Origin of the sequence: Marinobacter adhaerens HP15, assembly GCF_000166295.1 — a bacterium.
In the GTDB taxonomy this organism is placed as follows: Bacteria; Pseudomonadota; Gammaproteobacteria; order Pseudomonadales; family Oleiphilaceae; genus Marinobacter; species Marinobacter adhaerens.
Genome location: NC_017506.1, coordinates 3304861 through 3327875, shown reverse-complemented (window position 1 = coordinate 3327875; position 23015 = coordinate 3304861). Strand labels below are relative to the sequence as shown.

Genomic DNA, 23015 nt, shown 5'->3' with positions numbered 1-23015 from the left:
ATGTTTGTTAAGAAGCTTCGCGCGGGGCCTGTCTGGCCCGCGCTTCTGCTGTGCGTGTCGGCGCTCCTGTCGGGTTGCCTGGAGTCCAGTTCCACCACGGTGGATGACCAGGGTGCGCGGGTGTCCTCATTTGACTGGGGCTTGCCGGAATCCATCCCCCTGCCGAGGGAGCCGGAAGACAATCCGATGACAGAGGCCAAGTTCCAGCTTGGTAGACATCTGTTTTATGATCGCAGGCTTTCGACCAATAGCACGGTCAGCTGCGCTGGCTGTCATCAGCAAGACAAGGCTTTTAGTGATGGCGTGGCGCGACCGTTTGGCGCCACGGGTGAGCAGCATCCGCGTAACAGCCAGCCGCTCGTGAATGTTGCCTGGGCATCCACGGTGACCTGGGGCAACCCGAGCCTCGGAACCATCGAGCGCCAGATTCTACTACCGCTCTTTGGCGATGATCCGGTGGAGCATGGCCTGAATGAAGCGAATTCGGAACAGGTGCTACGGAGCCTGCAGGCAGATCCGACCTACGGGCCGCTATTCCAGGCGGCCTTTCCAGAGCAAAACGACCCGCTGTTTGGCGATCTCGCATGGGACAACGTTGTGAAGGCGCTCGCCTCGTTCGTGCGTGGTCTGGTGTCATTTGACTCGAAGTTCGACCGGGGGGAACTCTCCGCGTCCGCACAGCGGGGCGAGCGCCTGTTCAACAGCGAGCGTCTGGAGTGCTTCCACTGTCACGCCGGTTATAATTTCTCCGATGCCACCGTGGACCGGCTGACCACGTTCAATCAGTTGATATTCCACAACACCGGGCTTTACAACGTGGATGGCATGGGCGGCTACCCGGAACCCAATACCGGCCGCCATGAGGTGACGGGTGATCCCGATCACATGGGGCAATTCCGGGCCCCAACGCTGCGTAACATCGCCCTGACGGCGCCCTACAATCACGATGGCTCCGTGGAGACCCTTGAGGGAGTCATCCGGAACTACGCCGCTGGCGGACGGGTGCTGATCACAGGCCCCAACCCCGGTGATGGCCGAATGAATCCGTTTAAGGATGGATTCATCACCTCATTTGCAATCAGCGAGCAGGAAATCGACGACGTCGTTGCTTTCCTTGAGTCGCTCACTGACGAATCCTTCATCACCAATCCCCGCTTCAGCAATCCCTGGAACAGTACCGGTCAGGAAACACCATGATTCGAAAAACATTTATGCTTTTGACTGGGCTTGGCATGGCCATGCCAACGTTTGGCCACTATATACCCGGCGATGGCCCGGTTGAGCTTTCGGCCAGCGTTGTGGCGACCTGGCGATCAGACGACATTGTGGAACAGAACGACTACTGGCAGATACCGGGCACGCTCATGGGCGGCCATGCCTGGCCCTACGAAAAGGGCGTGGCGGTTGACGAAGCCTTGTTGGGTCTTGGTGCCAGAATCAATGAGCGGACATTCGCCGTGATTGAGGTAGGGACACATGGCGGCGGTGATGGACACGGTGACAGCGCCGAAGTCCAGCACGCCTACCTCGGATTCCAATGCTGCGAGGAGCCGGGGCCCTGGGTGCTGGAGGTGGGGCGGATGAGCTCGGCCTTTTCGCCCTCGTTGGCGGCCCACGCCGGCGACCGTCTGACGAGCGAATCGCCGCTCGTGAACGACGTGTTTTTCGGGCGGGATTTTCACGATGAGGGGGTGCGCTTGTGGTGGCATGAAACGGCGGGCTGGTCGGCTGGCGCCGAGTACTGGCGCGGTAAGGCGTTTCCCGCCAACACAGACGGTGACGGTGCCTGGGATGTGTTTGCCAGGCATGCCTGGAGCGCTGGTCGCATCCGCACCACCGCCGGTGGCTGGTATTATCGCGCGAACGCCAGCGCGCGGGCTGATCACCGCTACGGTGGAGGTCATACCCACACCCCGGTGGCACCGCCCGGCGCAACGGCTGAAGCTTTCCCCGATACCCGTTTCACCGGTGACGTGGATGTTTACGGTGTGCACGCCAGCCTTCAGTACGAACTGTCGACGGACTGGTCTCTGGGTTTGCAGGTCGAGTGGATGGAGCTTGCGATGGATGGAACGCTTAACGATGCCGTCGGCCGGCAAGCCCGTCTGGATGCCGATCAACAGGGGGGCTGGTTGCAGCCGTCGGTTTCGTGGCGCCGGCACACCCTTGGTCTGCGAGGGGAAATGCTGACCACGGACAATCATCTGACCGGTTCCGCGGCCCCCGTTTTGGCCGAGGACTCCGGGTTGGCCAATGCATCGGGCCATGACCCGATGCGATACACCGCGGTTTGGCGTTACCAGTGGCGACCGGATGTCGCCTTTCGGGCAGAAGTCATTCAGGACGAAGCCCTGGCAGACGATGAACTGAGGTTCGCCCTTGGTGTGGTCTGGCAGGGCCAGCTATGGCCACAGAGTCGCACTCGGGGCCACCAACACTAAATTAGCTTGGATCAGGCGTCTTCGGTGCAGCTAGGCAGGCTTGCTGCCCAGAATCCGGGTGCGCTGCGGCCGGAAGCCGGCCGTGGCCAGTAACGCCAGCACCACCGTCACGCCGGCAGTAATCCCGTAAGCCATCGGATTCCACTCCAGGTAAAGAGAGAACCGGATCGCCTCCACCGCATGGGTGAACGGATTGAACTGGCAAATCCAATAGAGCCAGGGGCTGGCCTCGTTCATGCGCCAAAGGGGATAGAGCGCCGAGGACATGAAGAACATCGGGAAAATTACAAAGTTCATCACCCCGGCGAAGTTCTCCAGCTGCTTGATCCAGGTGGCGATCAGCAGGCCCAGGGCGCCAAGCATCAGACTGGTCAGAATCAGCGCCGGCAACACCGCGAGGTAACCCCATAGCGGTGGCTCTACATCCACCAGCAGCGCCAGCAACAGGAACACATAGACCTGACCAATGGATACCACGCCCATCGCCAGCAGTTTGGTAACCAGCAGGAACGGTCGGGGCAGGGGGCTCATCAGCAGCACCCGCATGCTGCCCAGCTCCCGGTCGTACACCATGGAAAGAGCGCCCTGCATGCTGTTGAAGAGGATGATCATGCCGCACAGCCCCGGGGCGATGTAGGTCTCGTAGGTGATGTAGGTTTCGTAGGGCGGGATGATGGAAATGCCCAGCACTGCCCGGAACCCGGCGGCGAACACCACCAGCCAGAGCAGTGGCCGCACCAGGGCGCTGGCAAAGCGGGTGCGCTGCTGCCAGAACCGCAGCCACTCCCGGGTCTGGATGCCCACAAAACAGTGCCAGTAGTGCGCTGCGTTCATATCAGCCGGCTCCGGTCAGAGAATGGAAAGTTTCGGCCAGATCCCGGGTGCCTTCGGCCTCGCAGATGGCCTGGCCGTTGCCGTCGGCCAGTAACTGGCCCTGATGCAGGATCAGCACCCGGTCGTCAGTGCGAACTTCTTCGATCAGGTGAGTCGCCCAGAGTACGGTCAGGCCGTCTTCTTCGCACAGGGTACGCACGTGCTCGTTGAGCGCCTTGCGGCTTGCAACGTCCAGACCCACCGTGGGTTCGTCGAGCAACAGCAGAGAGGGTTCATGCAGCAGAGCACGGGCAATTTCCACGCGCCGGCGGTGACCGCCGTTGAGCTGTCGAACGGCATCGTTGGCCCGGTCCAGCAGGTTGAAGCGTTCCAGTTCCCGGTCACCGCGCCCCCGGGCTTCCTTGCGGGACAACCCGTGTAACGCCGCGTGGTATTGCAGGTTCTGGCGAACGGTCAGGTCCAGATCCAGGGCATTCTGCTGGAACACCACGCCGATCCGATGCATGGCCTCCGCCGGCTGATTTTTCAGGGATTGCCCGGCGAGCAGAATATCCCCCTGCTGGAGGGCCAGCAGGCGGGTAAGCAAACCAAACAGGGTTGATTTGCCGGCGCCGTTGGGCCCGAGCAAGGCGTGAAAACGGCCAGAGGTCAGCACAAAGCTGACCTCCCGGAGCACCGGCTTGTCGCCGTAACGAAAGCTGAGGTTGCTCGCTGCGATGGTCATGAAGTCGGATCGATGACCACACCCCAGGGGTAGCGGCCTACCTTGATGGATTTGATGACCTTCAGATCTTCCACGTCGATAACAGAGATATCGCCGGACACCCCGTTGGTGGTGTACAGGTGCTTCTCGTCCTTGTCCAGATCCAGCTGCCACACACGGGCGCCGACCAGCAGGTAATCCAGAACCTCATAGGTCTGGGCATCAACAACGGCTACATGATTGGAGGGTCCAAGCGCTACGAAGGCGTATTTGCCATCGGACGTCAGTTCGATACCCACAGGCTGAACCCGGTCCTGGTTCACACCGGGCACTTTGAAGGACATCTCGTGGATCTGTTCCAGGTTGTCGACATCGATGATGTGAACGGTGCCGCCAATTTCCGCGGAGGCCCAGGCAATCTTGCTGTCCTTGCTGAACTCCACGTGGCGTGGGCGCTGACCCACTACGATGTTCTTCTCGATCTCGAAGGTCTCTGTGTTGATCCAGTGCAGCATGCTGGTGGTTTCGGAGGTGTTCACGGCCCACTTGCCATCCGGGCTCACCGCCATGCCCTCCGGCTCGATACCTACATCAATCTGGGCGAGCACCTCTTTGCTGTCGACATCCACCACGGTCACGATGGCGTCGTCCTCGTTGGCGATGTACAGGTGCTTGTTGTTCGGATGCAGCGCGAATTGCTCGGGATCCTCGCCAGAGGGCAGGGTGTCGACAATCTTGCGGGTGGCCAGATCCAGCACCTGCACGGTGTCGTCGTCGCTGGCACAGATGTACAGCTTGGTGTAGTCCTTGGAGAGCAGGATGCCCCGGGGCCGCTGGCCAACGTCGATGGTTTCAATCACTTCCTGGGTCTCGGTATCGATCACCGACAGGGTGTTGTCCTTCTCGTTGGACACATAGGCCACGCTGGCCAGAGCCGGTGTCGACAGGCCGATCATGGCGGCCAGGGCGGTGCGCTTGAACAGGGTTTTCATGGTGTAACTCCTTCTTGTTTTGAACGTTGGCAACCCATGGCTCAGCCGTTGATCCGGCACTCGCTCTCTGGCCGGTCAAAGCCGAGGGTGTCGAGTTCGGTGTTCGGGTGAAGAAAGCCTTCGAACGGTGCGGTGGAAACCAGGCCTCTGGGGTGAACCAGCGGGATGGGCTGTCGCATCTGGCCGTTCCAGTCCCGGAAAGTAACCTTGCGGCCCTTGAAAGCGGCCAGCTGGAATTTGTCGCTGAACAGGAAGTTTCGAATCTCAGTGGGATTTACGGAGTTCAGGTCGGTGACGGCGGTACCGATGGAGCGAATAGCGGCCCAGGCAGCGTAGTCCTCGCTGTTCATGTCCCGATCGGCAAGTTCACGAAAACGGTTCTGCAATTGCGCCGCCCCCCAGCTCTCAACGACCCGGTGCCAGGTGACCGGTGCCATGCCCTGGGTCCCTACCACCGGGCGTGGCAGCCAGGTGTTGAAGGGCACGTATTCGCCGAAATCACCACGCACATCGGCGACCACCACGGCGTCGTAATCGCTGGCCTGGGTGAATAGCGGCAGCTCCTTCGAGGCGGTTCGGCGCAGGTCGGCGTCAAAGGTCCAGGGCTTGTCTTCGACGATCTCCAGCCCGAAGCGCTTCGCTGAACGGCGGAAGGCATCGGCCCAGCCTTTGTCGGCTTCGGTTGGCCCGGTAATCAGGAACACCTCATCCCAGCGTCGCTGGTTCAGCCACTGGCCGAGGGCATCGGTAAGCATCGAATAGCTGGGCATGGTGTGCAGCAGGTTCACGTGGCACTGGCCGGTGCGCAGGGCATCGTCCTTGGCACCGGCGTTGAAGATCAGTGTGTTGTCGCCGGCCTTCTCGGTGAGGATTTTCAGGGTCGAGGCAGGCGCGTTCACCACAAACAGGTCCAAACCGTTCTCGCGCATGGCATCAAAGGCTGCGATGGCGGCCTCTTCCGAATCGGCAACGTCACTCTGAAGTGAGTAGGTCTGGCCCAGAAACTTGCCGGTGGTGCTGTTGTCGTTAATGGCCAGTTCGGCGCCTCGCAGGCCGGCATCTTCCGGTTCGGGAATGACGTTGGAAAGCACCGGCCCCTGATCCGGAACCCACTGCAGATAGCCAATCCGCACATCGAGGCTCTCAGCCTGAAGTGGGCTTGCCACCGCCAGTGTGATCAGTGAAGTGGCCGCTGTCCGGGAAAGAAAAGACATGGGATTCTCCGGTTTGTTGTTGTGCTTCCAGCTTAGAGAAGGGAAAAAGTCCCGGAAATATTCAGAAAGTAGGAAAGTGGCGGTACTAAAGAACTATTCCTGTGAAAACTGGCGGCTTTAGCATGGAGGTAGAAATGCTGTTTACCCGCAACGGATAAAAACAATGACCGTATATCGGAAGATTTCCCTGTTGATGCTGGCAGTTTTCCTCCTGATCTATCTGATTGGAGCGCTTCTCTACACCCAGCAGGCCCGACACGATGTCCAGCGTGAGCTCGACGGTGTTGCCGGCCTGGCACAGAGCCTGGGAAACCCCGCCGGTCTTCCGGGCTCCGCAGTCAGCGGCATGCGCCACCTGACCCCGGCGGGTGGTGTGGGATCCGGTTCCGAGGGAGAAGTACCAGTCTGGTTCTCAGCCCTGATTGCCGGAGAATCCTCCCGACCAGTGGTCAATGGCTGGCAGGTTGATCCCGCCGACGAGGTTGAGGAAATCTGGGAAGGGTTCCTGCTGATCTCGGGTGCTTATGCAATCGGTATGGGCTTGTGTTTTTTGGCGCTGTTCGTGATGGTCCGGCGAGGTGTGCGCACGCTTGCCAGTCTGTCCGAGGCCATGGGAGCGGTATCCGCGGGCCAGCTGACTTCCAGGCTGCCGCGTCAGGGCGAGCAGGAACTGGATGCGCTGGTGTGCCGGTTCAATTCCATGGCCGATGCGCTCGAGTCTGAACAGCAGACTGTTGGCCGGCTCCTTAACGAACTGCTGCAGTTGCAGGATCGGGAGCGGGAACACATCGCTCGGGTACTGCACGACGATCTGGGACAGTACCTGACCGGAATTCGGGCTCAGGCCCGCAGTCTGCTCTACGATCCGGACCTGGGTGACCGACAGAAACAGCAGGCCAGGGATCTGGCGGAACACTGCGAGACCATCCAGAAACATTTTCGGCACCTGTTGCAGGATTTGCATCCGCTGGTGATGGAGCAACTGGGTCTTGGCAGCGCAATCCGTCACCTGGCCGAGCAATGGCAGCAGCTCAGCGGGCTTGAATGTCGCCTGGCCATGGACGAGCGCCTGCCTGAATTTACCGGCGAGCAGCAAACCCACCTTTACCGATTTCTGCAGGAAGCCCTGAACAATGTTTCCCGACATGCCAACGCGTCCTGCGCCACGCTGGCGGTTGCCCGCAAAGACAACGAGCTGAGCATTGAGGTGCGTGATGACGGAGTCGGCAATGATCAGCTACCCGGCAATGCGGGTCTCGGCGTGCGCTCCATGTGTGAGCGCGCCCGCTGTTTGGGTGCTGAGGTCAGGTTTCTGAGCAGGATGGGCGAGGGAACTCGCATTCGGCTTGCCGTGCCGCTCAGCCCGAATACCGGAGGTGTTTTATGAAACTGATGATTGTGGATGATCACCAGGTGGTCCGTCAGGGCATTGCCAATCTATTGCGCTCAATGTTGCCAGCAGTTGCGATTACGGAAGTCGAGAACGGTCAGGACGCGGTTGCCCGATATGGCGAGTTGCGACCGGACGTGGTGCTGCTTGATATGGGGCTCCCCGACATCTCCGGTCTGGAAGTTGGGCGTCGACTGCGCCAGCGCTGGCGAGGGGCGGCTATCCTGTTTTTTACCATGCATGATGAGCTGCCAATGGTAAGGCAGGCCCTGGATGTTGGTGGTTTAGGGTTTGTGTCCAAGAGCTGCGCACCCGAGGAACTGGCAGAAGCGGTGAAGCGGGTCGCTGCCGGGCAGCCCTATATCGAACATCCGATTGCGACCCGGCTGGCCATGAATCAGGAGCGGCCCGTCGATCACCGGCTCAGGGATATGACCCAGCGGGAGATGGAGGTATTGCTGATGTACGCCAGAGGTGAAAGTCTCGGTGGAATCGCCGAGCGGTTGTGTGTCAGCAGTAAAACAGTTTCCAACCATCTGGCCGGCCTGAAAAGCAAGCTTCAGGTGTCGTCGTCTGTGGAGCTGATTCATCTGGCCGTGGATGCAGGCCTCATTCGCTACGGTCAGCTGGAGGAAGCAAGGCGGGTCTGAGCCCGCCCAGGTTTACCAGTCAAAGGGACAGGCCGTGCAGCCCTCCATATGGGTGCCCTCGAAGGTGGCATAGTGGATACGGGTTCCGGTCAGGTCGGCATCAGCCAGGTTGGCCAGCCCCAGCTTGGCTTCCTGAAGATTTGCCCCGCTCATGTTGGCTCCCTCCAGGTTCGCCTTGGGCAGCCAGGAAATCTCGAAACTGCTAAAAGGCATGTTGACGTTTACCAGGGTGGCCCCGGAAAAACGGGAGAAGTCGAAGTTGGCGCCAGACAGATCTGCTCCGCTGAAGTCCGCACCCTGGGCGAACAGATATTCCCCCTGCATACCCTGTAACCGGGCATTCCTCAACGACGCGCCCCGCATGCTGGCCCGATAAACCTGCAGGCGGTATCCGGTGACGTCGTTAAGGTTCGCCCCGTCAAGGTTGGCACCCCGAAGGCTGGTATGGCTTAGGTTGGCGCCAGACAGGTTGGCACCGCGGAAGTTGGCGGAACGCAGATCCATATTCGACAGATCCGCTCCCTGCAGGTCGGCGCCAGCACAGCTGGCCTCCCTCTCCAGTTTGCAGCCGTTGATAACGGGGACTTGATCCAGTTCGGCCATATAATCGCCGGCCAGTGCCGGGGCAATGAATAATAAAAGCGAGGCGCTAATAACAGGTCTCATGATTTCACTCCTGAATCCCGGGTGGAAAAAGGGGCCTGGCGAATTGCCAGACCCAGTCCGGAGGATGGTTAACGGGAGGCTTGTGCCCAGGAGGGCATCTTGAAGACCCAGAATGACCCGCCCTGGGAAATGGGCTTGGTCAGTTCGGCCATGTCGCCGCCCCAGAGAGGAACCGCGCCGCCGTAGCCGGAGGCAACGCCGATGTACTGCTCGCCGTCCATCTCCCAGGTGATCGGAGAGGAGATGATTCCCGAGCCGGTCTGGAACTTCCACAGCTCTTCTCCGGTTTCAGCATCGAACGCCTTCAGGAAGCCGTCACCGGTACCGGTGAACACCAGGCCACCCTTGGTAGTCAGTACGCCGGCCCAGAGTGGCAACCGTTCCTTGTGCTCCCACTCGATCTCGCCAGTGAGGGGATTCATGGCGCGAAGGATACCCACGTGGTCGTCGTACATGCGCTTGATGCGGAAGCCCTGGCCGAGGTAAGCGGCACCTTTCTTGTAGGTGACCTCTTCAGTCCAGTAATCCTCTTTCCAGTGGTTCGCGGGCACGTAGAACAGTCCTGTATCCTGGCTGTAAGCCATGGGGTTCCAGTTCTTGCCGCCGAGGAAAGGCGGAGATACCTCAATGGCTTCGCCTCGGGTCTCACCCTGTGCTACCGGTGGCGGACGCTGACCTTTCCTCTCCACAGGGCGGCCATCGTCGCCAATGCGCTCGGCCCAGGTAATGTTGTCCACGAACGGGAAGCCTTTCTTGAATTCGCCATTCTCACGGTCAACCACGTAGAAGAAACCGTTGCGGTCGGCATGGGCCGTGGCTTTGACAGTTTCGCCGTTCTCGTCGTACTCAAACAGCACCAGCTCGTTGTTGCCGGAAAAGTCCCAGGCATCGTTCGGCGTGTGCTGGTAGAACCACTTCACTTCGCCGGTAGTGGGGTCTACACCCACCTGGCCGGAGGTGTACAAATTGTCGTAGTCGGCAGGGTCACCGCCGGGGGATGTGCGTTTCCAGGTATTCCAGGGCGCGGGGTTGCCGGCACCAATGATGATGGTATTGGTTTCCGCGTCAAAGCTGGCGCTTTGCCAGGGGGCACCGCCGCCATGACTCCAGGCCTCGACCTTGCCGGTTTCGGTGTTGGGGTCATCCGGCCAGCTGGGTGCGCGGGGGTCGCCGGTGGGGGTGCTCTTTTCGCCGTTCAGGCGGCCATAGTGGCCTTCAACGAACGGGCGCATCCAGATTTCCTTGCCGGTATCGGGATCCCGCGCAAACAGCTTTCCGACAACGCCGAATTCATCACCGGAGGAGCCGTGAATCAGCAGTACCTTGCCGGTTTTTTTGATCTTTTACCAGAGTGGGGGCGCCGGTCATGGTGTATCCGGCTTCATGGTCAGCGAACTTTTCTCGCCACACAACTTTGCCGGTGTCTTTGTTCAGGGCAACGATGCCGGCATCCAGGGTGCCAAAGAACACCTTGTCACCGAAAATGGCTGCGCCTCGGTTGACCACGTCGCAGCAGGGACGGATACCCTCGGGAAGGCGATGGGAGTATTCCCAGAGACGCTCACCGGTCTTGGCGTCCAGGGCGAAAAGGCGAGAGTAGGAGCCAGTAACATAGACCACACCATCATGAACCAGTGCCTGGGATTCCTGGCCCCGCTGCTTTTCATCGCCAAATGAGAACGACCACGCTGGAACCAGGCGCTCGACGTTATCCCGGTTAATGGTGGTCATGGGGCTGTAGCGTTGTGCCTTGGGGCCAATGCCGTATCCGAGAACGTTCTCAGGTGTTTGCGCGTCATTGGCAATGTCGTCCCAGGTCACGTCTTTGGCGTGAACCTGGCTGGCCAGTCCGGCCGCTGAGCTCAGAGCCAGGGCCAATCCGATCCCGCGAAGCAGCGGGTGTTTGCGTGTCTTGATGTTCATAGTCTTTCCCCTTGGTTTTTGTTGTAACCATTGTCTTGCCCATGGCATCGACGCCCCGAGTATTGGCGCAGGCGGACTTTGATGGCGACGGAAAAACCCACTTCCAGTGCGGGAAAAAATCCGTAAAAACCGGGAAAAATTCCCGAACCGCAGCCTTCTTCATGAAAGTTGGTCGGTTTTCCGTTCTTGCTGAGGGGGCTCGTGCTTTGGCCTTCGCTCCAACCATCTACTACCAAGGAACTAAGTCAAAAACCCCAAAGTGGCATTCGGATTGGAGAAGGGGATTCCTAGACTGGAGATCAGCAAGTTGGCAACTGACAAATCCAATAGCCAACCACGGGGAATCCAATAACAGAGGTAAGACCAATGGCAATGTCCTTTTCACTCAAAGCAATCGTGGCTTCGGCCATGCTTGGCCTGGCCGGCTTTGCTATCGCGCACGGCAATGTCACACCACAGGAAGTGGATACGGGCAATCTGCCGGAACTGGGGGATGACGTCCGCGCAGAGAATCCTTTCCGCGAAGGTAACGAGTTTGGCGAGTTCAACGCTCAGGCCATCAAAATCGGTGAGAGTGCCTACGCGGGAAACTGTGCCGCCTGCCATGGCATCCGGGCGATGTCCGGCGGTCTCACGCCGGATCTTCGCGAACTGACCGAGTGGGATGACGAGTACTACATCGGCCGGGTGATGAATGGCACCGATCGTGGCATGCCGTCCTGGAAAAAGAGCATGGACCAGAACGCCATGTGGGCTATCCGCACCTATGTGGAATCTCTACCCAAGCCGGAGTGATGAACACCATTCCGATCGGAACGAATGCCTGAACTCGGGCCGGCCCTGTGCCGGCCCTTCGTCGTTGGGAGAAAACAATGAAAAGTCTGTCTCGAATACTCGCCCTTTTGCTGTTCGCCCAGGTGATCCTGGCCCAGGAGGTTAACGACGGAAACGAACTCCTCAACCGACCTGCCGAGCGCACCTACGACATCATCCTGGACTCCGGCTATCTGAAAGTCGGCGTCTACGAGAATTTCCCGCCTTATTCCTATGAGGTCGATGGTGAGCCCATGGGCATCGACATTGAACTCGGGCGACGGATTGCCGAGGAAATGGGCGTGGAATTCAAGGTGCACTGGATCATCCCCGATGAAAATCTCGGAGACGACCTGCGCAACAACGTCTGGAAAGGGCACTACCTGGCCAAGCAGCGGCTCGCCGATGTGATGCTCCGGGTGCCGTACGACAAGACCTACGCCTACATGCAGGATTCCACCGGCGAGTACATCAACGAACAGGTCGTTCTGTTCGGCCCATATCAGCAGGAAACCTGGCAGATTGCCTACAACCCCGAAAAGCTCGATAGCGTCGAAACCGTGGCGGTGTTCCAGTACAACCCGATCGGCGTTGAGATCGACACCCTTCCCGACTTTTACCTGACTTCCGCGTTTGGCGGCCGCATGCGGGACAAGGTGCGTCACTACCACAAAGTTGCTGAAGCCTTCGAGGCACTGCGCAAGGGCGAGGTGAGTGCCGTCATGGCCATGCGTTCGGAGATTGATCACGAACTGGCAAAGCCCGAGAACGAGGGGTTCAAAGCGGCCAGTAACGGTTTTCCGGGCATCGGCAAACAGGTGTGGGATGTCGGTATGGCCATCAAGCATACCCATCGGCAACTGGGTTATGCCCTCGAAGCCATCGTCGACAGGCTGGTGAAAACCGGCGAGATGAACGAGCTGATGGCCGCCCAGAATCTTCGCTACAGCGTGCCGGGCTATTACCGGGCGTTCCTTGATGAACAGGCCATCGCCCGGGCGGAAGGGGGCGTGGAGTTTGGGAGTAGTACTACCAAGTGATGAGGAAACCTGTTCCGGCGAGCAATTGTTGGTTTTGCCCCCGAGGCGAAGAATCGTATCAGAGGCGGGAAAAGTTCCCGGTTCGGCCTGAAACGAACTCAAGAGAACTGAAAACAAGAGACTTGGAGAGCGCAACCATGAGAACCAACAAGTTCGGGATTCGCATTGCGGCCAGCGCCCTGGCCATGGCAGTTTCCTACGGGGCCCATGCGGTAACCGACGAAGACATCATCAACGATCACAAGACCCCTGAAGACATTGTCAGCTATGGCATGGGTACCCAGGGACAGCGCTATAGCATTCTGGAAGATCTGAACACCAGCAACGTTCAGTATCTGCAGCCGGCCTGGGCTTTCTCCTTCGGCAGCGAAAAAATGCGCGGCCAGGAATCCCAGCCGCTGATCAAGGACGGCGTCATGTACGTGACCGCCTCCTACTCCCGAATCTATGCCATCGATGCCAGAACCGGCGAAGAAATCTGGCAGTACGATGCCCGCCTGCCCGATGGCATCATGCCCTGCTGTGACGTGGTTAACCGCGGTGCCGCCATCTACGGCGACAAGGTGATCTTCGGTACCCTGGACGCCAAACTGGTTGCCCTGAACAAGGACACCGGTAAGCCGATGTGGATCAAGAAGGTGGCCGATTACCAGGCCGGTTATGCAATCACCGCCGCGCCCATGGTCATCAAGGGCAAGGTCATTACCGGCGTTTCCGGTGGTGAATTCGGTATTGTCGGCAAGGTGGAAGCCTACGATGCCAATACTGGTGATCTGGTATGGACCCGTCCGACGGTAGAAGGCCATATGGGCTATGTCTACAAGGATGGCAAAAAGATCGAAAACGGCATTTCCGGTGGCAAGGCCGGCGTGACCTGGCCCGGCGAAATGTGGAAGAACGGCGGCGCGGCTACCTGGCTGGGCGGCACCTACGATCCGGACACCGATTCTCTGTTCTTTGGTACCGGTAACCCGGCGCCCTGGAACTCGCACCTGCGTCCCGGCGACAACCTGTTCTCCTCAAGCCGCCTGGCGATTGATCCGGACGACGGCAGCATCAAGTGGCACTTCCAGACCACCCCGAACGATGGCTGGGACTATGATGGTGTCAACGAACTGATCTCCTTCGACTACGAAGAGAACGGTAAGACCGTGAAAGCAGCGGCCACCGCCGACCGTAACGGGTTCTTCTACGTACTGAACCGCGAGAACGGCGACTTTATTCGTGGCTTCCCGTTCGTGGACAAGATCACCTGGGCAGAGGGCCTGGATCCGAAGACCGGCCGTCCGATTTACGCCGAAGGCGGGCGCCCGGGCAACCCTGCCGATATGGAAGGTGGCAAGGGTGAAATGGTTCTGGCTCAGCCTGCCTTCCTGGGCGGCAAGAACTGGATGCCAATGGCCTTCAGCCAGCAGACCGGTCTGTTCTATGTGCCCTCGAACGAGTGGTCCATGGATATCTGGAACGAGCCTGTTTCCTACAAGAAGGGCGCTGCGTTCCTGGGTGCAGGGTTCACCATCAAGCCGGCCAACGATGACTACATCGGCGTACTTCGGGCCATGGATCCGAAAACCGGTGAGGAAGTCTGGCGTTACGAGAACACCGCACCGCTGTGGGGTGGCGTGATGACAACGGCCGGTGGTCTGGTGTTCACCGGTACGCCCGAGGGCCATCTGAAGGCGTTTGATGCCAAGACCGGCGAAGAGCTCTACCGCTTCAACACCGGTTCCGGTGTCGTGGGCACGCCCATCACCTGGACCATGGACGGCGAGCAGTACGTCTCTGTGGCGTCCGGCTGGGGCGGCGCGGTTCCGCTCTGGGGTGGCGAAGTGGCCAAGGTGGTGAAGGACTTCAACCAGGGCGGTATGGTCTGGACCTTCAAACTGCCGAAGGATCGGGTTGCCAGCAACTGATCCAAGCCAAAGTGCAAAAAAGGTCGCCCTGGGGCGACCTTTTTTATTGAGCTGTCCGTTAGATCAGGCGGCCTGATTACGGGCTGTCTCGCTGACCGACTGGTGAATGTCTTCGAACAGTTTTCGATCCGTCTGCCCGATCGGCAAGTCGTAGGTGATGGTGGCACCGAATGCCTGTGGGTCATGGGGATCGTTGCGCACCTTGTCGAACACTAGCAGTCGGGTGCCCAGGTAAAAACCTTCCTTCAGATCGTGGGTCACCATGAAGATGGTGGTACCGGTCTCCTGCCATAATTTCAACAGAAGATCATGCATGTCACCGCGAATACCGGGGTCCAATGCGCCGAAAGGCTCATCCAGCAGCAGAACCCGTGGCCGCATGATCAGCGACTGGGCTATCGCGAGCCGCTGCTGCATGCCGCCGGAGAGTTCGTGGGGCCATTTGTTGGCCGATGGGCTCAGGCCCACCGACTCCAGCATGGCGTCCACTTTTTCGAGGGCTACCTTGCGGGCGCCGCCGAACAGCTTGCCCAGCCAGGGTTTCTGTTCCAGCTCCAGACCCATTAGCACGTTCTGGCGCACCGTCAGGTGTGGGAACACCGAGTAGCGCTGGAATACGATACCCCGGTTCCGGTCCGGCTCGCCGGGGAAGGCCTCGCCCTCCAGTAGCAGTTCGCCGCGGGTCTGGGTCTCCTGGCCCAGAAGCATTTTCAGGAAGGTGGATTTGCCACACCCGGAGGCGCCCACGAGGGTGCAGAATTCGCCCTGTTTCACGCTCAGGTTCAGGTTCTCCAGGATCACCTGATCGCCGTATTCCTTCCAGAGATTGTTGACAGTAATGAAGCTCATCAGTGGCCTCCTGCGTTGTACCAGGGGAACAGCCTGCGGTTTGCCAGACGCAGGCACTGGTCGATAACAATGGCGAGAATGGTGATCCAGATGACATAGGGCAGGATCACGTCCATGGCCAGGTAGCGCCGCACCAGGAAGATCCGGTAGCCAAGGCCTTCGGTGGAGGCAATCGCCTCGGCGGCAATCAGGAACAGCCAGGCGGGGCCAAGGCTCAGGCGCACGGCGTCGATCAGGCGGGGCAGCACCTGGGGCAGGGCCATGCGGGTGATTACTTGCCAGGAATTCGCGCCCAGAGTCTGGATCTTGATCAGTTGCTCGCCGGGAAGTTCGCGGACCCGCTGGGCCACATCTCGCATCATGATGGGCGCAGTGCCGATCACGATCAGCATGACTTTGGAAAGCTCGCCCAGCCCGAACACAATGAAGAGAATCGGTAGTATGGCCAGCGGCGGCACCATGGAAAGGGCAGAAACCAGAGGAGCAAGGTTGGCCCTGACCAGTGGCAGCACTCCATTGAGAATACCGACCACCAGCGCCAGCGAGGCGGCGATACCGACGCCCATTCCAAGGCGCGCCAGACTGGCGGTCGTGTCCTGCCACATCAGGTAGTCGCCGCTGCGACGGTCCTCCTGAAAAGCCATGCGATCCACGGCCGCGGTCATCTGCTCCAGGCCGGGAAGGAGTTTGTCGTTGGGGTTGTCTGCCAGGCGCTCCTGGGAGGCCAAGCTGTAGATGAGCATGATCAACAGAAAGGGCAGCAGGCCCAAGAGGGTAGCGGAAACACGCCCGGGGTGATGGTTGATCATTCGCATGAATCGTCTCCTCTGGTTACACAACACGGCAAGGTCATCGCGGGTAACAACGTCCCTTGCGATTCAGTCTCCCGGGCTTTTGTCCCGCCGTGTAACCTCCCCAGAGGTCGGTAACTCTCGGACCAGCCATCCGGGAACCTTGACTGCCCGGACCGGAACCCTAGTCACCCATTTTGTCCGTCGCTCTGTCTGCGGTGTTGTGAACAGTGCTTTGAACGGATCGGGTTTTTGAAAACCGTCAGTCGGAAACAGTGCAGATGGCATGCCAGATCCGAAGAGCGGGCGAAAACGGGTCATCCCGGCAAAAGCATCGGCAAAAATATGCACCGGGTTGGTGCGGCATAGGTTCGGATGCTCGATCATGACGCCTTTCCCGAGAGCAAGGCCCGGGCGGCCGCAAGGATGCGATTGTGGCTTTGAGCCTCCCGGCCCGCACCACCGGCAACGTGGCCCCAGTCCGATTCCAGCGATTCCACGGTTGCGCCGGGCATCCGGCGGCCATCCTCACTGGCGTCCTCCTCGGTAAAGTAGAGATCGGTGGTGCAGGGCATCATTCGGGTAGGCATGGCAATGGCAGAGAGCGCCGCTTCGTAATCCATGCCAAATACGGGGTTGTCGCTGATATCGCCGTTCTGCCAGGTGTTCAGTACGGTGAGCAGATCATTGGCGTCCTGGCCCAGATGATCCTGCTCCCAGAATCGCAGCAGCTCTTCAATGGAGCCAAAACCCTGTTCGCGCCAGAGCTCGTGACGGAAAAACGCCTGGGAATAAGCCCAGCCCGCATAAACCCGGCCGAAGGCCCGGAGTCCGAGTTCGGGTGGAGTCCGGTAGCGGCCATTCTCGAAGGCGTGGTCACAGGTCAGTGCCGCCTTTACGCCCTCAAGAAATACCCGGTTGTGGGGATAGCACCGCGCGGTGCAGCAGGTGGCCAGCACTGCGCGCACCTGCGTCGGAAACAAACAGCCCCACTGCAGCGCCTGCATCCCGCCCATGGACCAGCCCATCACCAGCGCGATCCGGGCGTCTCCGAAGATGTCCTCCACCAACCGCTTTTGTAGCATCACGTTGTCATACAGGGACACGGAAGGAAAGCCCGGGCCGCCCTGTGCTCCGGCGGTGTTCGAGGGTGAGGATGATTCGCCTGCGCCCAACAAAGCGGGAATAACGATGCAGTAACGATCCGGATCGAGGGGGCTGTTGCCTCTAACCCACGGGTGATTACCCGCGGCTGCACCACCGTAGTACGTGGGCAGCATAATAAGGTTGTCTTTTGGTGCATTCAGCTCGCCGATGCGGTGGTACCGCAATCTCGCGGAGTGCAACGTTTCGCCGGAAGTCAGAGGCAGGTCACCTGCTTCGTAATCTTCTACAAGCCATTGCTTCGACGCCATTTTCCCCTCTCTTTCAGGCTGACTGTTTGCCTGAAGTCTGTCGCCTTCGCTCTTATATATACACGCTGGCATGTATGTTGAATGGCAAAAACAAAGAAAGAAACGTGCCAGAACCCAAACTGATTGCCCGCATGACGGGCCGGAGAAAAACAGGATGACGGAATTGACCAACACCCAGGCCCTGAAAGAGAAGCTCACAGAGGAAGGTGTGAAATACGCCATTGCCAGCTACGTGGACATCCACGGTGTGACCAAAGGCAAGTTCGTGCCCGTGGCTCACCTGGGGCAAATGATGGAAGGCTCGGAGCTTTACACAGGCGCCGCCCTGGATGGCGTGCCCCAGGATATCTCCGACGACGAGGTCGCCTCCATGCCGGATGCCGATGGGCTGGCCATCTGCCCCTGGAATCGCCAGCTGGCCTGGTTCCCGGGCAATCTGTTCCTGAACGGCACGCCTTTCGAAGCCTGTTCCCGGAATATTCTACGTCGTCAGCTGAGTGCGGCGGCCGATATGGGGTATCGCTTCAATCTCGGTATTGAAACCGAGTTCTTCCTGTTCCGGGATACCGAGGATGGTGGCTTTGCCCCGCTGAGTGATCGCGACAACCTGGGCAAGCCCTGTTACGACCCCCGCACGCTCATGGATAACCTGCCCATCATGGATGAGCTGGTAGACGCCATGAACGAGCTGGGCTGGGATGTGTACTCGTTTGATCACGAAGACGCCAACGGCCAGTTCGAAACCGACTTCAAATATGCCGACGCACTGACCATGTCCGACCGCCTGGTGTTCTTCCGGATGATGGCCAATGAGATTGCCCGCAAACATGGCGCTTTCGCGAGCTTCATGCCCAAGCCCTTTGCCGACCGCACCGGCAGTGGCGCCCACTACAACATGTCGCTGGCGGATCTGAAAACCGGCGAAAACCTGTTCGAACCCAGGGGCGACGATCTGCACAACTGCGGCATCAGCAAGATCGCCTATCACTTCACCGCAGGTGTGCTGAAACACGGCGCGGCCATCAGTGCCGTGATTGCGCCGACAGTGAACAGCTACAAACGGCTCGTTCGCCAGGGCAGCATGTCCGGTTCCACCTGGGCACCGGTGTTCATGTGTTATGGCTCCAACAACCGCACCAATATGATCCGGATCCCCGGCATGGGCGGGCGCATCGAATGCCGTGCCGCAGACATTGCCTGCAATCCGTACCTTGGCAGTGCACTGATACTGGCTGCGGGCCTGGAAGGCATCCGTGAAGGTCTGGACGCGGGCGCACCCCACCACGAGAACATGTACAACTACAGCGATGCTGAAATCGCCGAGCAGGGCATCGAGTATCTGCCGAGGAACCTGGGCGAGGCGGTGGAGGCCTTTGAGGCCGATCCGCTGGCGAAAGAAGTCTTCGGTGAAGCCATGTTCAACAGCTTCATCGACTTCAAGAAAGGCGAGTGGGAGAGCTATCAGAACCACGTCTCTTCCTGGGAAGTGGATCGTTACCTGAAGATGTTCTGATAGCCCGTCCGGGGCTTATTCCGTGGCGGTTTCGGCGTCCTTGTAAAGCGACTTTACCGGCTGGGCAAAGACCTTGCGCACCATGGGTTCGAAGAACTCGAGGGGCAGGGTCTCGCCCTCGGGATCAAAGGCCGGGGAATCGTATTTGCTGACAAATTCGATGGTGCGCTCGAAGTGGGGGTGATCCCGATATTCGTTACGCATGTCCCGGTCCATGCCCAGGTAATGGAAGAAGTAGTAGCCCTGGAAGATGGCGTGATGCTTTATCATCCAGTGATTGGCTTCACTGACAAAGGGCTCCAGCAATACGGCTGCCACATCGGCGTGGTTGTAGGTGCCCAGGGTGTCGCCGATGTCGTGTAGCAGCGCACAGACCACGTATTCGTCATCCTTGCCATCCCGGTAGGCCAGGGTAGCCGTCTGCAGGCAATGGGACAGCCGGTCGACCGGAAAACCGCCAAAATCGCCCTCCAGCAGTTTGAGGTGCTCCAGGATCCTGTCCGGAAGCCCTTTGGCAAACTGTCCGAATGACTTTGCGATGGTCTGCCAGTCCTCTGCCGTGCCGTCTTTCATATGGGTGAACTGCGCCTGGGGCGCATTGACGTCACTCATGCTGTATTTCCTCCGAAATTAATCTCTGAAACCGGGATCAATGCGATCCAGCTTGCGCAGCAGTCCCGGCCAGGCGAGGTTGCCGCCCATACCCTTGGTGACCTGCTTGGCCTGTTCTCGGATCGAACTGAGAATGCTGTCCGGAATCTGCACCAGCGGCTGGCCCCCGGACATGGCCTGGATCTGGACTTCGCAGGCACGCTGGAGGATGTACATGCCCAGGAAGGCTTCGGCTACGCTGGGCCCGGTGGTCAGCAGGCCGTGGTTGCGCAGGATCATGAAACGGGCGTTGCCCAGATCCGCCTGCAGGCGCGCTTTTTCGTCTTCCCTCAGAGCCACGCCTTCGTAGTCGTGGTAGGCAAGACCCGAGAGCGGGAACAGGCTCTGCTGGGACAACGGCAGCAATCCTTCCTTCTGCGCTGAGACAGCCACGCCGGCAGTGGTGTGGGTGTGCATTACGCAGGCGGCATCCTCACGAATCGCATGGATGGCACTGTGAATGGTGAACCCGGCCGGGTTGATGTCGAAATCGTCAGGGTTGACCTTGTTCCCTTCCTGGTCAATGCGCACCAAGCTGGAGGCCGTGATTTCCTCGAACATCATGCCGTAAGGATTGATCAGGAAATGGTGCTCGTCACCGGGGATCCGCAGGGAAATATGCGTGAAGATCAGATCGTCCCAGCCGTAGAGGGCAATCAGGCGGTAGGCGGCGGCAAGATCAACGCGCAGTTGCCATTCTTCAGCACTCACCTGTTCTTTCTTGGACGGAATTGATAAGGGTTCAGACATTCGGGTGACCTCTGGGGTGTCCGGTTGTTGTTGGAATGGATCAGCTCCGAGTCTAGGCCTATTTATGGTCAACAAACTGTCAAATGGTTTACATTTGATGGGGTTGTCTTGCCAGTTTTGGAGATTGTTGATGGCGGTGCCAGACGTGGAAGCGGTGATGCGTTCCTGCCCTTTATTGGCGGGCTTCCCGGATACGGCTTTTCGGGAAGTGGCGGCCATGGCCAGAACGCGACGGTTTGGCGCCGACGATCCCATTTATGATCGGGGATCAATGCAGTCAACACTCTGCGTGATTGCCAGCGGAACCGTGCGGATCACCTCTGTGAATGCAGCGGGCCGCGAGGCGACCCTGATCATCTTTGATGCCGGATCCTGGTTCGGAGATACCGTCTTCTCGCCGGGTATGCCCAGAGTTTATGGAGCGACAGCCCACGAGGAAGCTGTCATCGTTGAGTTGCCTGGCGAAAGTTTCCGGCAACTCATGGCAAGCTACCCTGAGAGCTATCCGATTGCTCTGGACCTTGTCAGCCGGCGACTCTGGTCAGCCATGTCGATTATTGAGGATGACGCCCTGCGAGGCGTGACCGCGCGGATTGGGCGGCGCTTGCTGTTCCTGGCGGAAATCCAGGGCGTGCGCACTTCATCGGTGGAACCAGTCGCCCTGAAACTCACTCGCGAACAGTTGGCCAACATGATGGGCATGACGAGGCAAGGGGTGCACAGTCGTATCAAGGCCCTCGAAAGCCGGAGCTTGCTCGCCTTGGGCTACGGACAGATTACCCTTTGCAGTCCCCGGGCCTTGCAGGCGTATATCCAATCGCTTGATTAATGATGTGTGATCACCGCAAGAAACGGATGGCAGCGCCGGCCGCAAACGCGCATCCTTTCAACGAATGGTCGGATGCAGATAAAGGAGTCATCACATGGCCTGCAATGAACGCTCGGCGGTGGACCGCGAACCGGAACTGTCTGCCAGTGCGCCCGATAGAATGGTCGAGCTGGCGCGATTTATTGAAAGCCGGCCGGATGAGCGTCTGACACTCGAAGACATGGCGGCATTCATAGGGCTCTCGGCATCCCACGTCCAAAGGGCGTTCAAGAAAACCTTCGGAGTTTCGCCAAAGGCCTATCAGGATGCATTGCGCCTGAAGACATTCAAACAGGCCCTCAAGCATGGTCAAACGGTGACCGACGCCATATACGATGCCGGCTTTGGGTCGGTCAGTCGCGTTTACGGAAAGGCGGACCGACAGGTCGGCATGTCGCCGTCCCGTTACGGCAAGGGTGGGGAAGGTGAAACCATCACCCATGCCTGCCGGCAAACCTCACTCGGCCTGTTGATGATGGCCGCCACCGATCAGGGCGTGTGTTTTGCCGAATTCGGGGATGACGAAGCGGCGCTTCAGGATCGATTGCAGAGAGAGTTTCCGAAGGCACGACTGGTTCCCTCTGAGGCAAAGGCATCGCCGGAGCTGGATGCCTGGATTGCCGCTCTGGACGAACACCTCAGCCAGAACACGCCTCGCCCGGATGTACCTCTGGATATCCGCGGCACCGCTTTCCAGACACGCGTCTGGAAACTCCTGCTGAGCGTCCGCGAAGGTGAGGTGGTGAGTTACACAGAGTTGGCAAAGCGACTGGGTGAGCCCAGAGCCGTTCGGGCGGTGGCCTCCGCTTGCGGGCGAAACCGCATCGCCGTGCTGATTCCCTGCCATCGGGTGCTGCGCAGTGACGGCTCTCTGGGCGGTTACCGCTGGGGGCTCGACCGAAAGCAGCATTTGCTGGAACAGGAACGCTCAGCCTCGGCCGAGTAACACCCAGAACTGTCGCTGGAAAAACGCGGTCTCTCGTTTCAATGAAAACAGCTTCGGCGCAAACAGCCAGGTCTGGGTAATCCCCATCAGATAGGTGTAACTCAGCAGCCCCAGATCCTTAGGATCTTCCTGCGTACTGATCAGACCCCGCTCAGCGGCCTGGCCCACCAGATCCCGGAACATCGTAATAATCGACTTGGTCAACGCCCGCTCCCGTTTCAGCGTCCGGCTCATGGCATCGGTCAGTTCGGTCTTGTTCAGCAGAATCTCGAACGACTGGCGATATTTACGATCATTGGCCAGCAGGCCCAGCCAGCGCTCGATGAAATGATCCATGGCCTCAATGGGCGTTTCCCGCATGCCCGAACACTCCGCAACTAGGGCTTCCAGGGGTTCTTGGGAGTAGGCAAGAACGGCTTCGTATAGATCATCCTTGTTCTCGAAGTGCCAGTAAATCGGCCCACGGCTGCAGCCCGCTTCTTTGGCGATACGGCTCAAGGTCGTCAGTGAGTAACCGTCACGACTAAACAACTTGAGCGCGGCCTCAAGCACGGTCTGGCGGGTTTTCTCGGCATCTTCCTTGGTACGGCGCATAAATCCAATCCACCTCCGAAGCCCACAAAAAAGGGCACGACTAATCGTGCCCGATCCTA

Annotated in this window: 21 protein-coding genes, 1 pseudogene and 1 riboswitch; of the genes and pseudogenes, 10 read left to right on the top strand and 12 right to left on the bottom strand. The window is 59.2% G+C overall.

Annotated features, from left to right (window positions below; all coding sequences use genetic code 11):
• Together HP15_RS15740 and HP15_RS15735 are read left to right on the top strand one after the other, a co-directional pair.
• Window positions 1-1197 carry a methanobactin export MATE transporter MbnM gene (locus tag HP15_RS15740; protein WP_014578383.1) on the top strand — a complete coding sequence of 399 codons (1197 nt, stop codon included), beginning with the start codon at window positions 1-3 and terminating at the stop codon, window positions 1195-1197.
• Window positions 1194-2441 (top strand): hypothetical protein, encoded by a 1248-nt coding sequence (locus tag HP15_RS15735; protein WP_014578382.1) that lies wholly within the window; start codon window positions 1194-1196, stop codon window positions 2439-2441. Before HP15_RS15740 ends, HP15_RS15735 begins: the two co-directional genes overlap by 4 nt.
• Before the next feature lie 30 nt (window positions 2442-2471).
• Here the strand turns inward: HP15_RS15735 and HP15_RS15730 are convergent, their stop codons facing one another.
• From HP15_RS15730 to HP15_RS15715, 4 genes are read right to left on the bottom strand one after another with little or no spacing between them, the layout of a single operon-like run.
• On the bottom strand, window positions 2472-3275 hold the full coding sequence (locus tag HP15_RS15730; RefSeq protein ID WP_014578381.1) for an ABC transporter permease: 804 nt from the start codon (window positions 3273-3275) through the stop codon (window positions 2472-2474).
• Window position 3276: 1 nt separating this feature from the next.
• The gene (locus tag HP15_RS15725) at window positions 3277-3999 is read right to left on the bottom strand and encodes an ABC transporter ATP-binding protein (protein WP_014578380.1); all 723 of its coding nucleotides are present in this window, start codon (window positions 3997-3999) and stop codon (window positions 3277-3279) included.
• Complete coding sequence (locus tag HP15_RS15720; RefSeq protein ID WP_041645641.1) at window positions 3996-4970, bottom strand: YVTN family beta-propeller repeat protein; 975 nt, start codon at window positions 4968-4970, stop codon at window positions 3996-3998. Before HP15_RS15720 ends, HP15_RS15725 begins: the two co-directional genes overlap by 4 nt.
• Before the next feature lie 41 nt (window positions 4971-5011).
• Window positions 5012-6184 carry an ABC transporter substrate-binding protein gene (locus tag HP15_RS15715; RefSeq protein ID WP_014578378.1) on the bottom strand — a complete coding sequence of 391 codons (1173 nt, stop codon included), beginning with the start codon at window positions 6182-6184 and terminating at the stop codon, window positions 5012-5014.
• A gap of 163 nt (window positions 6185-6347) precedes the next feature.
• Between HP15_RS15715 and HP15_RS15710 the strand changes: the two genes are divergently transcribed.
• Both HP15_RS15710 and HP15_RS15705 read left to right on the top strand, forming a co-directional pair.
• Window positions 6348-7571 carry a sensor histidine kinase gene (locus HP15_RS15710; protein ID WP_014578377.1) on the top strand — a complete coding sequence of 408 codons (1224 nt, stop codon included), beginning with the start codon at window positions 6348-6350 and terminating at the stop codon, window positions 7569-7571.
• Window positions 7568-8224: a response regulator gene (locus HP15_RS15705; RefSeq protein WP_014578376.1), complete on the top strand. Its 657-nt coding sequence runs from the start codon at window positions 7568-7570 to the stop codon at window positions 8222-8224. The genes HP15_RS15710 and HP15_RS15705 overlap by 4 nt, the downstream gene beginning before the upstream one ends.
• A gap of 12 nt (window positions 8225-8236) precedes the next feature.
• Here the strand turns inward: HP15_RS15705 and HP15_RS15700 are convergent, their stop codons facing one another.
• Window positions 8237-8890 (bottom strand): pentapeptide repeat-containing protein, encoded by a 654-nt coding sequence (locus HP15_RS15700; protein ID WP_014578375.1) that lies wholly within the window; start codon window positions 8888-8890, stop codon window positions 8237-8239.
• A gap of 68 nt (window positions 8891-8958) precedes the next feature.
• Window positions 8959-10813, bottom strand: a pseudogene (locus HP15_RS15695) (methanol/ethanol family PQQ-dependent dehydrogenase).
• A 366-nt stretch (window positions 10814-11179) separates the two neighbouring features.
• Here HP15_RS15695 and pedF point away from each other — a divergent pair.
• The 3 genes from pedF (at window position 11180) to HP15_RS15680 (ending at window position 14579) form a co-directional block, all read left to right on the top strand.
• Entirely contained in the window at window positions 11180-11608 is a 429-nt protein-coding gene (gene pedF / locus HP15_RS15690) for a cytochrome c-550 PedF (RefSeq protein ID WP_041645637.1), read from the top strand.
• Between the two features lie 77 nt (window positions 11609-11685).
• The gene (locus HP15_RS15685) at window positions 11686-12666 is read left to right on the top strand and encodes a substrate-binding periplasmic protein (protein ID WP_041645636.1); all 981 of its coding nucleotides are present in this window, start codon (window positions 11686-11688) and stop codon (window positions 12664-12666) included.
• Window positions 12667-12803: 137 nt separating this feature from the next.
• Entirely contained in the window at window positions 12804-14579 is a 1776-nt protein-coding gene (locus HP15_RS15680) for a PQQ-dependent methanol/ethanol family dehydrogenase (RefSeq protein WP_014578370.1), read from the top strand.
• 63 nt (window positions 14580-14642) lie between these two features.
• Here HP15_RS15680 and HP15_RS15675 read toward each other — a convergent pair whose 3' ends face one another.
• The 3 genes from HP15_RS15675 to HP15_RS15660 form a co-directional block, all read right to left on the bottom strand.
• Window positions 14643-15428: an ABC transporter ATP-binding protein gene (locus HP15_RS15675; protein WP_014578369.1), complete on the bottom strand. Its 786-nt coding sequence runs from the start codon at window positions 15426-15428 to the stop codon at window positions 14643-14645.
• Window positions 15428-16243, bottom strand: a complete 816-nt coding sequence (locus tag HP15_RS15670; protein WP_008171002.1) for an ABC transporter permease — start codon at window positions 16241-16243, stop codon at window positions 15428-15430. Before HP15_RS15670 ends, HP15_RS15675 begins: the two co-directional genes overlap by 1 nt.
• A 66-nt stretch (window positions 16244-16309) precedes the next feature.
• A riboswitch (guanidine-I (ykkC/yxkD leader) is annotated at window positions 16310-16418 on the bottom strand.
• Window positions 16419-16602: 184 nt separating this feature from the next.
• On the bottom strand, window positions 16603-17634 hold the full coding sequence (locus HP15_RS15660; protein ID WP_014578367.1) for an alpha/beta fold hydrolase: 1032 nt from the start codon (window positions 17632-17634) through the stop codon (window positions 16603-16605).
• A gap of 154 nt (window positions 17635-17788) precedes the next feature.
• Between HP15_RS15660 and glnT the strand changes: the two genes are divergently transcribed.
• The gene (gene glnT / locus HP15_RS15655; protein WP_014578366.1) at window positions 17789-19147 is read left to right on the top strand and encodes a type III glutamate--ammonia ligase; all 1359 of its coding nucleotides are present in this window, start codon (window positions 17789-17791) and stop codon (window positions 19145-19147) included.
• A gap of 15 nt (window positions 19148-19162) precedes the next feature.
• Here glnT and HP15_RS15650 read toward each other — a convergent pair whose 3' ends face one another.
• Entirely contained in the window at window positions 19163-19759 is a 597-nt protein-coding gene (locus tag HP15_RS15650) for an HD domain-containing protein (RefSeq protein ID WP_014578365.1), read from the bottom strand.
• Between the two features lie 18 nt (window positions 19760-19777).
• Window positions 19778-20548 (bottom strand): class II aldolase/adducin family protein, encoded by a 771-nt coding sequence (locus tag HP15_RS15645; RefSeq protein ID WP_014578364.1) that lies wholly within the window; start codon window positions 20546-20548, stop codon window positions 19778-19780.
• A 130-nt stretch (window positions 20549-20678) separates the two neighbouring features.
• On the opposite strand from HP15_RS15645, the gene HP15_RS15640 reads away from it, so the two are divergent.
• Both HP15_RS15640 and HP15_RS15635 read left to right on the top strand, forming a co-directional pair.
• Window positions 20679-21377 carry a Crp/Fnr family transcriptional regulator gene (locus HP15_RS15640; protein ID WP_014578363.1) on the top strand — a complete coding sequence of 233 codons (699 nt, stop codon included), beginning with the start codon at window positions 20679-20681 and terminating at the stop codon, window positions 21375-21377.
• Window positions 21378-21471: 94 nt separating this feature from the next.
• Complete coding sequence (locus tag HP15_RS15635) at window positions 21472-22362, top strand: bifunctional transcriptional activator/DNA repair enzyme AdaA (RefSeq protein WP_014578362.1); 891 nt, start codon at window positions 21472-21474, stop codon at window positions 22360-22362.
• Here the strand turns inward: HP15_RS15635 and HP15_RS15630 are convergent.
• Complete coding sequence (locus tag HP15_RS15630) at window positions 22345-22956, bottom strand: TetR family transcriptional regulator (protein WP_014578361.1); 612 nt, start codon at window positions 22954-22956, stop codon at window positions 22345-22347. The genes HP15_RS15635 and HP15_RS15630 overlap by 18 nt on opposite strands.
• Window positions 22957-23015: the final 59 nt, after the last annotated feature.